The organism is Streptomyces sp. NPDC002623 (genome assembly GCF_053592635.1).
In genome coordinates this window covers 185,105-199,382 of sequence record NZ_JBSFWB010000014.1, presented here as the reverse complement: position 1 = coordinate 199,382, position 14,278 = coordinate 185,105, and the positions used below count along the sequence as shown (strand labels likewise).

Sequence of the window (14,278 nt, the reverse complement as noted above, 5' to 3'; positions counted from 1 at the left end):
TGTGAACACGGTGTTCTCTTCGCTACTGTCTGTCGCGGTGGCGCCCCGGGGGTGGGAGGCCCCGTCAGCGCTGGATTCCTCAGGGGGCTCATATGGTGATCGACTTCTCTTCCTTCGGATCGGGTTCCGCCCCGACGCCCACCGACCCCCGGGTGCTTTTTGACGCGCTTCCCGGGCGTGCTGCCCAGTACGAGTTCCTGCGTGACCCGCAGGGGCAGGTACTCCAGGCGTGGTACGACCGGCGCTCGGAGAAGGACCTGGTCGTCAAGCTCAACACGGGCGGCGGCAAGACGCTGGTGGGGCTTCTGATCTGTCAGTCGAGTCTGAACGAGAGCGCCGGCCCGGTGCTGTATCTGGCCCCGGACCCCTATCTCGCCTCGCAGGCGATGGAGCAGGCCGTGGACCTCGGGCTGGAGGTGACCTCCGATCCCAAGTCCACCCGCTTCGCGAGCGGTGAGGCGATCTGCGTGCTCAGCCTGCACCGGTTCGTCAACGGCAAGAGCGTCTTCGGGCTCCAGGGGGACGGACGCCCTGTCACCGACGTCGGCACGATCGTCGTCGACGACGCGCACGCGGCGCTGGCGACCGTGCGAGAGAAGTTCACCCTGTCGCTGTCGAGAGCCCGGCATGCCGAGGCGTTCACCGCACTGTTGGAGCTGTTCACCGATGACCTGCGCCAGCAGTCGGAGATCACCTACCTGGGCCTGACAACGCAGGACCCCTCGGCGGTCGCGCAGGTACCGTTCTGGGCCTGGACCCGCCGCATCAGTGACGTCAGCGCGATTCTGAACGGTTTGCGGGACGATGAGGACCTTCAGTGGTCCTGGCCCCTGGTCAAGGATGTACTGCCTGTCTGCCGAGCCGTCTTCACCGGAGAGGGGCTGGAAGTCCAACCGCCGTACCCGCCGATCAGCAAGATTGCCAGCTTCGCGCGGGCGAGGCGCCGGGTCCACCTGACCGCGACTCTGGCCGACGACAGCATCTTGGTCACCGACTTCGCGGCCGACCCGGCCACCGTGGGGACTCCGATTACCCCGGCGAGCGCCGGCTATCTCGGGGATCGCCTCATCCTCGCCCCCCAGGACATCAACCCGTCGGTCACCGACGCGGCTGTGCGGGCGATGGCCGCGAAGCTTGCCGAGCGAGTCAACGTCGTAGTCCTGGCGCCCTCCCACCGCAAGGCCGCCGCATGGGGGCCGTACGCGAAGATCACCGCTGCAGACTCCGAGCAGATCGGGTCCGCGGTCAAGGAACTGCGCAGTCGGCATGTCGGTTTGGTAGTGCTGATCAACAAGTACGACGGAATCGACCTGCCCCGCACAGCATGCGAAGTCCTGGTCCTGGACGGTCTGCCGCAGGCTTATGGCGGCCTCACCCGCCGCGAGGCGATCGTCGTCGGCGATTCCGATGCCATGGTGAACCGGCAGTTGCAGCGCATCGAGCAGGGTATGGGCCGCGGAGTGCGTTCCGTCAATGACCACTGCGTCGTCCTGCTTATGGGACCGCACCTGTCGCAGCTGATCGCCTCACCCCGGTACCGGGCCCGGTTCAGCCCTGCCACCGTCGCCCAGATCGAGTTCTCCCGCAAGATCGCCGCGCATCTGGCCGGACAGCAGCTCGAGCAGATCGAAGGCGTGATCGCGCAGGTCTTGGGCCGTGACCCGGGCTGGGTCTCCGCCGCCCGCACCGCCCTGGCCGAGGTCACCTACCCCCAGAGCACCATCTCCAAGGTCGCCGCGCCCGCGCGTAGGGCCTTCGACCAAGCCGCGCTCGGCCAGTATTCGCAGGCCGTTACCCACATGAGCGAGGCGGTTGCCGCGGCCACTGACCCGGCCGAGCGCGGGTTCCTCCAGGAACAACTCGCTGCCTACCAGCATTTCACTGACGAGCCCAAGGCCCAGCAGACCCTGGTCAAGGCGCTAGTGCACAATCCTGAGCTGCTGCGACCGATCGACGGCGTCAAGGCCACCCGGATCAAGGCCACCGACACCCAGGCGGCACTCGCAGCCGCCTACCTGGCCGAAAAGTACAGCGACCGCAACGAGCTCCTGGTGGGCATCGACGTCCTACTCGACGAACTCACGTACCACCCGAACCCGAAGCGAGTCCCCATCTTCGAGCGGGCCCTGGAACGCCTTGGGTATCACCTCGGATTCGAGGCCCAGCGACCGGAGCGCACGACCGGCAACGGGCCGGACGTCCTGTGGGCGATCGGGGAGTTGAAGTACTTGGTTCTGGAAGCCAAGTCAGGGGCCACCTCTGACAAGATCTGGCGTAGTGACGTCGCGCAGCTGGCTCACTCCATGAGCTGGTTCCAGCAAACCTATGACCAGACCTGCACTGCCACCCCGGTACTGCTGCACCGCGTCAACACCCCGGAGAACAACGCCGTCGCCCCGCCCGGCACCCGCATCGTCACCGAGGACATGATGACGAAGCTGGGTGAGGCGCTGCGCAAGGCGACGCTCGCGCTCGCTGACGCGGATAACTGGAGTGATCCTAAAGCGGTGGCCGAACAGTTCAGCGCCCACCGGCTCCTCGCCCAGGGCCTCGTCGAACGATTCAGCGTCAAGCCCCGCTCCTTCTGACCGTCGCGATTGCGGACCGGGCGGTGGCACGGGGTTCCCTCTTCGGGGCCCGACAAGCTGTGAGAGCGCTCTGACCTGTACGCGGAGTGGTTATCCACAGGCCTGCACGTGACCAGGCCCCCGGCTCGTACGGTGTGGACCTCCCTGATCACGAGCACGGGGGTGCGCAGTGCCGTACGAGGTCGACCTGGCGGTCCGGGTGGAGGACGCCCTAGATGAGCTGCCACCGGAGGGGCACAAGGAGGTGATGGAGACAATCGCCGCCGCGCTTCTGCGACCGGGTGAATGGCCGCAGCCCGGCGGCTGGCACGCCACGCTGATCTTCGGTCCTCGCTCGTGGGTGTGGATCACCGCCTTCCTCGGTGGCATCGAAGTGATCGATATCGGCTGGGCAGGCTGAGCCCGGCAGGCGGCCTGAGGCACCGCGCTGTCAGTCGGTCTCTATGTGGGATCATCCGCCTTCTACCTGCTGGGCGGATGCAGTCCATGCCAGGCCGCCGAGGTCGAGTCGATTGCGGGCACGAGTGACGGCGACGTAGGCGAGACGGGCGTCCAAATCGCTCACTTCAGGGGGCTGGCTGGCTGCCGGAGCGCCGGGATCGGTGTCCTTCGGCTGGGGAAAGTCCTTGCCGATCCTCACCGCCGGCCATTCGCGGCCTTTGGCCTTGTGGGCGGTGGAGACGGTGACGTCGGCGTGGGTCTCCTCGGCGAGTTGCGACACAGCGGCGAGGATGGCGTCGGGGCCGTGGGTGTCGACGAGGTCGACGAAGGGCTGCAGGTCGCGGCCGGCCGGATCATAAGCGGTGTAGTCCTGCAGGTCGCCCCAGGACGCGAACAGCACGAGTTCGGGGTGGTGAGTGCGGCGTCCTTCCTTCAGATCACGGGCAGCGAGAGCGAGTTGTGCCAACTGCTGGCCTCCGCGTGTGAGGGCGACGCGGCGTCCTTCGCCGAGCAAGTGCATGACCTCCGTCATCGCGCCGATGTTGGTTCGGCACAGCACCGCGTCGGGGTGCTCGACGCTGCTCACCTCAGCGGGAATGCTGGTGGTCCCCGTCAGGCGGATGGGGGCGTCGGCGAGTGCGAGCCACCGGTTGGCCTCGTCGGCGATCTGCGGCCCAAACCGGAACGAGCGGGTGAGGGTCAGCTGTTCGGCGTCGAAGCCGGTCATCACGTCGGTTGCGCCCCGCCAGCCGTAGATGGCCTGCGCCGAGTCGCCGACCATGACGAGCTGGGCGTGTCCTCGCTGGGCGATGAATACCTGTTCCAGCACCGGGTTGGTGTCCTGGGCCTCGTCGAGGAAGAGGAAGTCGGCTTCGATCTTCGGGCCGGTCAGCGCCCACATCTTTAGGTAGTGGTCGTGCTCGAAGCGGACGACGCCGTGGTCCGGGCGTTGCAGGTCTGCCCACGCCTTGGCCGCGAAGGGGAGCACGAGTTCGGCGAACTGTCGGTGGTCGGCGGGTCGGTCGAGGCCCCGCACGCGGGGCACGTGGTGGCATGTCAGAGCGGCGTCGGCGGAGTGGCAGAAGCGGGTGACGGTGCGCAGCACGTTGTGGGACAGGGTTCTCTGGCTGATCTCGTGATCGGCGATCCGCAGGGGGCGCAGGATGCCGAGGGCCTGGCCGGTCTTCCAGGCTGGCTGACGGGGGCTGTTGAGCCGGTCGGCGTAGCGGTGGCCGAGTGCGGCGAAGGCGGTGGCGTGGGCGGTGCGGCACTGCACCGTGGACGGGAAGCGGGCCGCGGCGTCGCGCGCGATGTCCTTGTTGAAAGCCAGGTAGCGGCCTCGGCGTTTGGTGCTGGCGGCGAGCAGGCACAGCGTGCTGGTCTTCCCTGTTCCGGCTCCGGCCTGCAGCGCGAGGTGTTGGCCGGAGCGGAAGGTGTCCGCAGCATGAACCTGTTCGGGGGTGGGAGTGTGCAACAAGGACTCCGGGGGATGGGAATGGCCGACCGACGGCAGCTGGTCATGCGGATGCCGGGAAACGACGGTTGGTTCAGCCGGGCGGACGCGCCTCGAGAAGACGGCCTGCGGCGCAGGCAAGGCCTTCTTCCGAGGTGTGGTGGGTAAGCAGGCGGCGCAGCTGCGACTCGAGACGCTGATGCCGTTCGCGCTGCTCTCGCGCAAGGCGGGCAGCGATCCGCTCGCGCATGACCTCCCCGGCGTGCGCACCGCTGGCGGCCGCCTCCTGTCGGATCTGCGTGTGGGCGCGGAGGCTGAGGACGACGTTGAGCAGGACGCGACCGTGGCGGTCGGGGTAGTGCGTGCTGAGCACGTCGATCGGCAGGACTGAGTCCAGCCGACGCCGCATCCGGTGCAAGGCGCGGCCCGGGCTCTTGGCGCTCTTTACGGTCATCAACCGCGTGCGGTCTGCGTTTGCGGCGAATGCCACGCAACGGCGGGCCCGGTGAAGCTCCCGGGTGGTGGCGGGCCGGGTCAGGGCGATCTCGACGGCGTACTGATGTGTCACGACTGGGCCTGCCGTGGAGCGGGGCCGCCGGGACGGCGTCCGTGCGAGGGCAGGCGGGTGTGGATGTGTTCGTGGTGTCGGAGCGGATCGAAGGGCTCCCAGTCCGCAACGGCGAGGTCACCCGCCGCAGGGGCGGCGGCATGCTGGTCACACCGCTGGGCACGCCACCGCAGTTGTTCCTGATAGGGCAGTGCGGACAGGCTGTACACGGCCATGACATCCGATGGCAGCGCGAGCTGGCCTCGGTGGGCGCTCACTGGCAACAGGGCCCACACACCGTGCAGAGCACTGTGGCCGAGAACCTTGGCGGTGCAGCGGCTACGGCGCAGCGTCTGGGCGACGCACTGGATTTCGTCGACGGGGCGGGAGGCCAGGTAACGGACGAACAGCAGCTGTACGACAGGCCGGGCCGGTCGGCAGACGGCCTGGTCCGGCGGCGGACTGCTGGCCGGCGCGGCTGGCGGAGCGAGGACTCCGGCGTCGAGCAGACGACGTGTGCGTAGGGCGAGAGACCGGCGCAGCCCGGACAGCTGCGGCGCGGCAGGCGGCGCCGGGTGGCCGGGGCACAGCAGTGCGTGCGCCAGCCGGCACCAGCTGCTCCCGTCGCCTGCGGGATGGGCGATGCCACGGCTGACGTGCCAGCGGCAGGACTCCGGCACCCGGGTCGCGGGCACTTCGTGCGGATGCAACTGCACCGGGTCGTCGTCGGCGCGCAGGTACCACTCGACCGGATTGCCGCACGCTCGGCAGGAGGCGGTCTGGCCGCAGCGCAGCAGTCGGCTGGCGCTGTCGGGCGTGATGCGCAGGGATCGCCGCCGAGGAGCGCTCGCGCCGCTGCCGTCCCAGCGCCGTGGAGAAGGAGAAGGTGAGGAGCACATGCGGGCGAACCTGCCAGCCGACACGCCGCACCGGTGGCACCCGGCCCGGATGGTCCCCCGGGCAGAGCAGAACGAGGGGACAGCAGTGCGAACGACTGCTCGCGCATTCGATATGGCGTTGCCGGATTGGGTGAATCGCCGCCGGTGCCGGACGGCCCAGGTCAGATGTTGGAGCTGCCGTCGGCTCCGGGCAGGTCGTGCTCGTGGCAAAGGGTGGCGAAGAGGTGGTCGAACGGTGTGTCCAGAGCGTGTGCGAGGGCGTGCCACGTTCTGAGGGTGCCGATGGTGCGGCCCTGCTCGATCTCGATCACGGTGCGCCTGGCCAGGCCGCTGCGGGCGGCGAGCTCGTCGTAACTCCACCCTCGTTCAGCCCGCAGACGCCCCAGCTCCAACCGGAGAGCGTTGAGGTCCGGATCGGGCGGCAAGATCGTCACCCGACCATCCGACGGTGCAGACCCCTGCCCTGTCAGTGCAGACCCCTGCCCTATTTCTCCTGATGGCTCCCCGGCGGGAGGGCAGGGGTCTGCACTACGGTGTCGGCCGCCCCGCCGTACGGCTCGGTAGGGCTGGCGCCGGATCAGGAAGGGAGGGACACACGCCCATGAGGCTGCGCACCGTGTGTCCTCAGGCGCCGCGGACCTGGACAGTGGAACTGAGACGTCTGACCGGCGGGCTCGTCCTCGTCTGCCAGCACTGCCCCCAGGACGCCCGACGGGTCACCGCGGAGTCCGCACGCTCGGCAGCCCTCGCCCACCTCGCCCGCCACGCCCGCGGTGATCTCCGCGCGCCTCACTTGCGGACCTGCCAGTGCCATGAACGCGGCTGCCGCTGGCACCGCCGCCACCGCGGGTGCGCCGGGCCCATCCGCCTACTCCTGGCCTGCGAACGCGGCGGCCGCATCTGGCGCCTCGCCGACGCCTGCGGCGCCTGCGCCGCGGCAACCGCCCAGGCTGCCATCGTCCCCGACACCGTGTTGGCCGCACCGCTCCACCCGTCCTCTGAGCGACCGCGTCGCAGCCGGCGGCCCAGGGGACCGGGAGAGCGCGTCCGCGTGGGCGAGATCCTCAGCTACCTGGCCGTGGCCCTGCCCACGGACGTCTCCCCTGGGGCCAGGCTCCTCGCCCTGCAGTGCGCACTGCGTATGAACGCGCACATGCAGGTCGAACTCCCTGCAGGCTTGCTGCGCGGTCTTCGCATCGACGCCGGTGAGACCTGCTACGAGTTGGAGAGGGCACGGTGGCTGAACGTGGTGAGCGGTCCCGGATCCGGCGGGGTCGCTGCGAAGCTTCTTGATGCCACGCTGCTCGCACAGTCACCCGCCCGCCCCGACCGGCGGTGCGCCGCCGACTGGGCACTGCGCACCGGGCGCCCTGCCCGGAGAGGGCAGACCGAGCACCGGCTGTGGCTGCTGCGCGTCTACCTCTCGGCGCACAGCGATCCGTCCTCGGGCGAGGGGCTGAGCGAATACGACCGGGTCATCCGTGACTGCGGCCTGCACGATCAGGGGTTCCATAGCGTGCTGACGCGTCTGACGGCGACCGGCACCGTAGAGGAGTGGGGGATCTGCCCTGACTCAGGGGACGTGCGCTGGAGGCTTGCCCCGGGGCCTCACGGGAGGCGTCTTACGGACCGTGGGTGTGATGCTGGTGAGTTCGCGTGAACGTGGAGCTGTGTCCTCCCGCCGCACCTCGATCCACCTGATGAGGGGGCAGCGATCAGTAAGTAACCTTGATGCCCAGGGACTCGCCGTGACGGCGGACGAAGTCTTCGACGAGTTGCGGATTCCGCCGCATGGCAGCCTTCAATTGATTGGCCTGAAACTTGTCCCGGCTGGTGTTGAGTAGCTCTTTCCAGCCTGGTCGCGGGTTCACGATGCCTTCCACGATGAGGAATTCAACGATGTCTTCGACGCATGGGCGGAATCTTGTGCCGCCCATGGGAAAGTGCAGCTTAGGTAGGGGGCGTCCCGGGAGGACTTCTTCCCATGTGGTTGAGGATCCGTATACCTGGAGGTGTGCGTCGGGGTATCCGTCACCTTTGCGGCGTTCGTAGTCGTAGTGGAAAAGACCCTCCTTGGACTCTTTGTCTTTAAATACGCCTACAAACGACTGCTGGACCGCAAGGTACTCACGTTCTTCGTCGAACCGGAGCTGGAAACTGACCTCCATCCACAGGTTCGGGCGCCCGGGCGGTGTGTCCAACTCAAACCGCTGCGACTTCATCGGGTTTTTCTGCACGTTGCTGGCGACTAGAAACGTACGTTCCTGGCGGTGCTGCATCGCCAGTGCCCGGACCTGAACGTGACGAGCCACGGTCTGGCTAAGCATGGTGTCTATCTCCACTGCGAACTCGGTCGCCATTGACCGCAGAGCATCAGAGATCAAGAGTGCCCCCGATGAGTGACCACAGGGCGTGTGCCTGAGCGGAGGAGAAGTCGCGGTTACGGGCCTGTTCCTTCAGTTCGGCGTAGGTGAGGCCGAGCTCTTCGAGAGCTGCCAGGGCGCCAGCGTGCCACTCGTCGTAAGACAATTCCTCATACCGTGCGTCACCCTGGTCTGTGGGGCGCTCCTCGATCGCTGTCACGGTCCATCCCCCTCCTTCTCGCGCTCGTACGTGCTGGTCCTTCTTGAACCGTACGGCAGAGCACTGACAGCGACGAGAGCGCGGCCATGAAGTCGCCATACGTGCAGGTCAGAGACGCGGGTAGGTGTCGGTCCCCGCGGTGCTGGCCGATCAACGGTCAGTCCCACCGTCTGCGGATTTCGTCGGTTCAGCAACTGAGTGCGCTCGGGCGCCGTCGCGGCCGCCCCGATGACCCGACCAACCGGCTCGCGTTATCGGTACGCCGCTGACGGCCGAATCCTGCCGGGGACATCCGCCCCGGCGCCGAGCCGTCACCAAGCCCCGGTGGAGGCGCGCGCCCTGTCCATCGACGATCTCCGATGGTAGAAGTGGGCAGCGGCGTGTACTTGGGGGAAACGGCGCACTGGGGGGTAGGAGTGGACGCATTACCGCAGGGCGGTGGCCAGAGGAGCGCGGACGGTGTGTCCGTGTCGCAGTATGTGCCGCCGCCGTCGGTCGTGCCGCACAACCAGTTCGACACCCGGACACCCCTGCAGCAGGTCTTCTACTGGACGCCGGAGCAGTGGGAGCAGTTCACCTGCGAGTGGGTTCGCATGCGCAGGGACGAGTTCGGCTACCTCGGCGTGGAGGTCCTGGGCGGGACCAACGACCGCGGCGCCGACGTCGTCGCCTTCATGAGCGAGCAGCGGTTAAACGGTGCCTGGCACTGCTATCAGTGCAAGCACTACACCGACGACCTCACACTTGACGACGCGCTGCCCGAGATGATCAAACCGTTCGCGGCGACGCTGGAGACGAGCCGGACGCTCCCCGCTAGGTACATCTTCGTGGCACCTAAGATCCATCCCCGGCTCAAGGACATGGTGCTGACCCCGGCCGCGCTGAAGGACCGGTTTCTCACGTACCTGGACGGGCGGACCAAGCCGGTCGCCGCGTTGTCCCCACAGACCCGGGCGGCCGTGCGGGCGTTGGCGGAGAGCACGGACTTCTCGATGTTCTGGACCGTGAACCTGGACGAGGTCCTGGAGGTCTACAGCAAGTCGCCCCTGTTCGCCTCCCGCTTCAACCTGCCTCCCACTGGCAAGCCCCGCAAACTCCTTCCCCCTCCCGAGCCCCAGGTCAACGAAGCGCGCTACCTCCAGCAGCTTCTGGACGTTTACCAGGAGAGGTTCGGCGAGGACATCGCCACCGTGCAACACGCCTTCGAGCACCCCGATTCGGGAGAGCATCTTGGACGGCAGCGAGTGGCGTTCTTCGATGCGGAGGCCCTACGCATGTATGCACGAGAGAGCATCGCGGGGGACACCTATGAGGAACTGCAGGACGACGTGCTGACCAACCTGATCGAGGTGGCCGCCATCGACTACCCCTCGGGGTGGGATCGCCTCCAGCAGGTCCTCAAAGCTTCCGGGCAGATGACCCTCACCGGGTCGCCCCTGCTGCACCTGTTCCGCAACAGCCAGCGTCAGGGCATGTGCCACCAGCTGGCGAACGTCGACAAGCTGCACTGGTGCAAAGGAGGTTGCCGATGAACCCCCTCAACAGTCCGGTCGAAGTGGGGATGCGTACGTTGGTCCTACTGGCCCGCAGCCATCCTCACCCACTGGACCTCTCCTGGCTGGTGGTCTTGGACCACGCCATGCTGCACAGCAGCCAGTTCGACGGTCCGCCCAGTCTTCATCCCCGCCTGCCCGCCCAGCCGGGCGAGCTTGGCATGAAGCGGCAGATGATGCAGGAAGGGCTGGAGGTGCTGCTGCGCGCCGGCCTTGCCACGGTCGAGGCGACCGAGGGCGGGATTGTCTACCGGGTGACCCCGCGCGGCTCGGGTTTCGTCGGCATCCTGGAGGCCCCGTACGTCGGCGAACTGCGTCAGCGCGCGCAGTGGGCCGTGGAGCAGTTCGCGTCGACCACGGACGCGGTGGCGGCCACACGCGACATCACGGCCCGCTGGCACAACGAATTCACCACCGAAATGCAGCACCTGGGGGTCGGGCGTGGCTAACTTCACCCTGACCCATCTGACGTACGCCGGTGCGGGCTTGCCGACGGCCAGCGTGGAGTTCGACCCCAAGTTCACCGTGATCTACGGCTCCTCCAACACGGGCAAGACCTTCCTGGTCGACTCCATCGACTACATGCTCGGCGGTCATGTCCGTCCCTCGATCCCGCGCGCCGAAGGATACGGACAGATCCTGCTCGGCCTGGTGCTTCCCGACGGCAGGCCTCTCACACTGGTCCGCAAGCCCGGCGGCAAGAGCATTCACGTACACCAGGCCGACCTGAGGGAGCTGTCCCACGCCACCCCCGACGCGATCGTCTCGGCCCGCAGGATCCGTAGCCGCCGTGACATCTCGCACTACCTGCTCAGCAAACTGGGACTGGACGACACCTACGTTCGCACCAACGAGGGCGGCAACACCGAACTGCTCAAGCTTGCCGACCTGACCCACCTCAGCGTGGTCACCGACACCCACATGATCGATCCGAATCCACCCTCGCAGCGCACCCGCGGCTCCGCGGCCAGGACCACCGCCCGCTCGGTCATGAAACTGATGCTGACCGGAGAGGACGAGCCCCCGGCGACCAAACTCCCCAATGCTGCTCAACGGCGCGTCCAGCGGGGCAAGATCAACTTGATCGATTCGCTGGCACTGGACCTGCACGCCAAACTCTCCCGCGACCAGACCCCCGACGAGCTGCGAGATCAGCTGGCCCGGTTAGAGGACAGCCTCAATAACATGGCCCGCTCGCTGGCCAGCGAGTCCGAGCAGCAGGCCCGCGTCGTCGCCGACCGCGCACACCTGGCCGAGACGGACGCCGAGCTGGAGGCACGCCTAGGTGAGGTGCTCGACCTGCTGGGGCGATTCGACACCCTGCGTCAGCAGTATGAGACAGACCTGGCTCGTCTGGAGATGGTCAGCGAGGCGGGCAATCTGCTGGGCTACTTCCAGGTCGGCCGCTGCGTCTTCTGTGGGGCGGACCCCGAACACCAGCAGGCCCAGCACGGCCATCAGGAGACCACCCAGCTGCACGAGGCCGTGCTCGTCGAGTCAGCCAAGACGCACTCCCTTCTCGCCGACCTCCGGCTGACCATTCAAGGGTTGGAGGGCCAGCGCGACGAGCTGGCAGAACGCCGCACGGCCCTGAGCACGCAGGCGGCCGAGGCTGACCGGGCCCTGGCGCAGATCGAAGCACGACTGGCCCCTCTCCGTGCCGGGCTGCAGGACACTGTCGACGAGCGACTGCGTGTCGAACGCGACCTGGAACTGCGGGCCCGGCTCGATGAACTGGAAGAGCACCGCTCCCAGCTGGTGGCCCAGGGCGCCCTGCCGTCCAAGCGGCGGGAATCCCTGATCGCGGGCAGAATCCTGTCGTCGTTCGATGAGCTCTTTCAACGCACCCTGGATTCCTGGCGGATCCCCGACGTGGAAGGCGCCGGCTACGACCCCTACAGCGGGGACGTCAGTGCTGGCGGAACGGCGCGCGCCGGCCACGGCCGCGGCATGCGCGCTCTGCTGCACGCCGCGTTCTCCATCGCCCTGGCTCGCTACTGCCTGGACCGCAGACTCCCGCATCTTGGCTTCCTGGTTCTGGACTCACCCCTGGTGACGTACAAAGAGCCGGACTTCGACGCCGACCTCATCCCCCCGAACGTGATCGACCATTTCTACCGCTCGTTCCTGGCTTTCCCCGGCCAGGCCATCGTCGTCGAGAACGCGACACCGCCCCCAGACGTCCTCGAGCAGGCACGGATCCTCACCTTCAGCGGCAGCGGAGCCCGCCCCGGCTTTTTCCCCGCGCGTCCCAGCACGGCCAACCGGACCTGAGCCGCATCGAACCCGCAGGGGGTGAAGCGCTGGATGGCCCGGCATGCCGATACCGTGGTGACCGGTCGGCCACGACGTGGAACGGCGGCGCACAAGGTGTCCTCAGCGCCGCGAAGGCGTCACGGGCTTTCTGTCGACCACCACGCACGGAGAGCAACGGGCGAACACCCGAGCGGCACGCTCACGGAAGCGGCCCGGGGTCCGGGGCCTCTCAAGCACCGGACCTCGAGATGACGCTCCTCGGCTTCGCCGTCTACCAGATCCCCGCCGAGGACACCGAGCGCGCCGTTTCCGAGGCCCTGGCCGTCGGCTACCGCCTGCTAAACACCGCAAGATCAACCAGTGGTGGCTTTTGGCCTCACCTTGGCTGGACCCCTACGGAACGATTTGATGGCCCCGGCAAGGATCTGGGCCCAGACGAGGAGACGACGACGATGAACCCGCTGAAGTTGCTGTTCAAGGCGATCACGTCCAACCGCGAGCCCGACGCCCTGCCCCGCTCGGAGGTCTACCACTGGCGCTGCGACACGTGTGGCGACAGGTACGTCGGCTCCGGACGGCAGCATGTCGGGAACGTCGCCGCTGCGCACCGGCGGCGGATGGGCGGCAAGTGCAGGACGCCGAAGGTGTACGCCTCCGAGGTGTGACAGCGCCCGGCGGCGGGCGAGTCGTCGAGCAGATCGACCTGATCATCCCTACCGGCAAGAAAGCAGGCCACGCGAGCGGGTCCCCCCGAGAATCCGAATCTCGCTACTTTTCTTTACCCGGGGTGAATCATGTTAAAGGATAAAGGGAAGCTTTTCTCGCGAGCGATCTGACGAACTGCCCCAGTCCGCGCGGTCGGCGCCGGGCAGAACTTGCCCAGCGGGGGAAGAAGATGGCGCTGGGTGGGGTGCCAGATGGTGGACCCCCAACCAGCCCTTCACCTACTCGGTCGGGCCTCAGACGATGGCCGGTTGTCCACTGCCTCTAGCCTCGCGCTTTCACGAGGTGGGGTTGCCCGAGGCTTGATCAAATAAGCAGAGAGTGCTCCTGACCTGCAACGATGGGACTTGTCTAGGGTCCTGTTGGCTGCATGGAAGGAAGCACTCTCCAGGTGAAGAAGCGTATCGGGTCGTACCCGCGTGTCCGCATCGAGGGCGGCAGCCGGGCGGTGGTCTCGCAGGCCGGGGGCGTGCTGCTGGTCGAGACCGTCCGCAAGGCCAGTTTGGGCACCGCGATATCCGCGGCGCTGACGCCGTGGCGGAAGCCGCGGGCCGTCCACGATCCGGGGAAGATCCTGCTGGACGTGGCGGTGGCGCTGGGCGGGGACTGCCTCGCCGATGTCGGCATGATGCGGGCCGAGCCGGCCGTGTTCGGGCCGGTGGCCTCCGACCCAACGGTCTCCCGCCTGATCGACACCCTCGCCTCTTCCGGCGACCGAGCTCTGCAGGCCATCCGTTCCGCACGGGCCGAAGTACGCCGATATGTCTGGCAGTTGGCCGACCGGGAAGCGCCCGATGCCGACGAGACGGTGACCGTCGATCTCGACGGGGTGTTGGTGATCGCACACTCCGAAAAGGAGGACGCAGCCTACGGCCACCACCCGCTGATGGGGTTCGTCGACCACGGGCCGGGCGGCATCGGAGAGCCGGTGGCAGCCCTGCTCAGGCCCGGGAACGCGGGCTCGAACACCACCACCGACCACATCACCGCCGCCCAACTGGCCCTGGCCCAGCTGTCGAAGAAGTACCGGCGCGGACGTCAGACCCTGATCCGCACCGACTCCGCGGGCGGCACCCACGACTTCGTCGCCTGGCTCGCCCAGCGAGGCCGGTGGCTGTCCTACTCGGTCGGCATGACGGTCACCGACGCGATCCACCAGCATGTGCTGCAGGTTCCCGCCTCGGCCTGGACGCCGGCCGCCGAGGCGGACGGCGACCCCGGCTGACCAGCAGCTT

General features: G+C 67.6%; 13 protein-coding genes and 1 pseudogene. 9 read left to right on the top strand and 5 right to left on the bottom strand.

The window, feature by feature from the left end; translation table 11 throughout:
* The first annotated feature begins 92 nt into the window (after positions 1-92).
* A complete protein-coding gene (locus ACWD4O_RS25685; RefSeq protein ID WP_451283201.1) occupies positions 93-2,588 on the top strand; it encodes a DEAD/DEAH box helicase in 2,496 nt (831 codons plus the stop codon).
* Positions 2,589-2,757: 169 nt separating this feature from the next.
* Positions 2,758-2,988, top strand: a complete 231-nt coding sequence (locus ACWD4O_RS25680; RefSeq protein WP_451283199.1) for a hypothetical protein — start codon at positions 2,758-2,760, stop codon at positions 2,986-2,988.
* Positions 2,989-3,039: 51 nt separating this feature from the next.
* Here the strand turns inward: ACWD4O_RS25680 and ACWD4O_RS25675 are convergent, their stop codons facing one another.
* Positions 3,040-4,503 carry a UvrD-helicase domain-containing protein gene (locus ACWD4O_RS25675; RefSeq protein ID WP_451283197.1) on the bottom strand — a complete coding sequence of 488 codons (1,464 nt, stop codon included), beginning with the start codon at positions 4,501-4,503 and terminating at the stop codon, positions 3,040-3,042.
* Here ACWD4O_RS25675 and ACWD4O_RS25670 point away from each other — a divergent pair.
* Positions 4,496-4,873, top strand: a complete 378-nt coding sequence (locus ACWD4O_RS25670; protein WP_451283196.1) for a hypothetical protein — start codon at positions 4,496-4,498, stop codon at positions 4,871-4,873. The two genes, ACWD4O_RS25675 and ACWD4O_RS25670, sit on opposite strands and share 8 nt — an antisense overlap.
* A 173-nt stretch (positions 4,874-5,046) precedes the next feature.
* Here the strand turns inward: ACWD4O_RS25670 and ACWD4O_RS25665 are convergent, their stop codons facing one another.
* Together ACWD4O_RS25665 and ACWD4O_RS25660 are read right to left on the bottom strand one after the other, a co-directional pair.
* The gene (locus ACWD4O_RS25665; protein ID WP_451283194.1) at positions 5,047-5,928 is read right to left on the bottom strand and encodes a DUF6083 domain-containing protein; all 882 of its coding nucleotides are present in this window, start codon (positions 5,926-5,928) and stop codon (positions 5,047-5,049) included.
* 161 nt (positions 5,929-6,089) lie between these two features.
* Positions 6,090-6,362, bottom strand: coding sequence for a helix-turn-helix transcriptional regulator (locus tag ACWD4O_RS25660; protein ID WP_109543078.1), 273 nt, complete (start codon positions 6,360-6,362; stop codon positions 6,090-6,092).
* 617 nt (positions 6,363-6,979) lie between these two features.
* On the opposite strand from ACWD4O_RS25660, the gene ACWD4O_RS25655 reads away from it, so the two are divergent.
* The gene (locus tag ACWD4O_RS25655; RefSeq protein WP_451283192.1) at positions 6,980-7,588 is read left to right on the top strand and encodes a hypothetical protein; all 609 of its coding nucleotides are present in this window, start codon (positions 6,980-6,982) and stop codon (positions 7,586-7,588) included.
* 55 nt (positions 7,589-7,643) lie between these two features.
* On the opposite strand, the gene ACWD4O_RS25650 is transcribed toward ACWD4O_RS25655, so the two are convergent.
* Positions 7,644-8,288: a hypothetical protein gene (locus tag ACWD4O_RS25650; RefSeq protein ID WP_451283191.1), complete on the bottom strand. Its 645-nt coding sequence runs from the start codon at positions 8,286-8,288 to the stop codon at positions 7,644-7,646.
* Positions 8,289-8,301: 13 nt separating this feature from the next.
* On the bottom strand, positions 8,302-8,511 hold the full coding sequence (locus ACWD4O_RS25645; RefSeq protein WP_258311499.1) for a hypothetical protein: 210 nt from the start codon (positions 8,509-8,511) through the stop codon (positions 8,302-8,304).
* Between the two features lie 461 nt (positions 8,512-8,972).
* Between ACWD4O_RS25645 and ACWD4O_RS25640 the strand changes: the two genes are divergently transcribed.
* The 5 genes and pseudogenes from ACWD4O_RS25640 to ACWD4O_RS25620 form a co-directional block, all read left to right on the top strand.
* Positions 8,973-10,043, top strand: coding sequence for an ABC-three component system protein (locus ACWD4O_RS25640; RefSeq protein WP_451283189.1), 1,071 nt, complete (start codon positions 8,973-8,975; stop codon positions 10,041-10,043).
* Complete coding sequence (locus ACWD4O_RS25635; protein WP_277725511.1) at positions 10,040-10,513, top strand: ABC-three component system middle component 2; 474 nt, start codon at positions 10,040-10,042, stop codon at positions 10,511-10,513. Before ACWD4O_RS25640 ends, ACWD4O_RS25635 begins: the two co-directional genes overlap by 4 nt.
* Positions 10,506-12,338: a hypothetical protein gene (locus tag ACWD4O_RS25630; protein ID WP_451283186.1), complete on the top strand. Its 1,833-nt coding sequence runs from the start codon at positions 10,506-10,508 to the stop codon at positions 12,336-12,338. Before ACWD4O_RS25635 ends, ACWD4O_RS25630 begins: the two co-directional genes overlap by 8 nt.
* Before the next feature lie 230 nt (positions 12,339-12,568).
* Complete coding sequence (locus tag ACWD4O_RS25625) at positions 12,569-12,985, top strand: hypothetical protein (protein ID WP_451283184.1); 417 nt, start codon at positions 12,569-12,571, stop codon at positions 12,983-12,985.
* 449 nt (positions 12,986-13,434) lie between these two features.
* A pseudogene (locus ACWD4O_RS25620) lies at positions 13,435-14,259 on the top strand (transposase); the annotation flags it as partial.
* Positions 14,260-14,278: the final 19 nt, after the last annotated feature.

What these genes read in the sequence shown, in the direction of transcription:
- ACWD4O_RS25685 (WP_451283201.1), top strand. Translation starts at nt 93, where the DNA reads ATGGTGATCGACTTCTCTTCCTTCGGATCGGGTTCCGCCCCGACGCCC.
- ACWD4O_RS25665 (WP_451283194.1), bottom strand. Translation starts at nt 5,928, where the DNA reads ATGTGCTCCTCACCTTCTCCTTCTCCACGGCGCTGGGACGGCAGCGGC.
- ACWD4O_RS25650 (WP_451283191.1), bottom strand. Translation starts at nt 8,288, where the DNA reads ATGGCGACCGAGTTCGCAGTGGAGATAGACACCATGCTTAGCCAGACC.
- ACWD4O_RS25635 (WP_277725511.1), top strand. Translation starts at nt 10,040, where the DNA reads ATGAACCCCCTCAACAGTCCGGTCGAAGTGGGGATGCGTACGTTGGTC.
- ACWD4O_RS25625 (WP_451283184.1), top strand. Translation starts at nt 12,569, where the DNA reads ATGACGCTCCTCGGCTTCGCCGTCTACCAGATCCCCGCCGAGGACACC.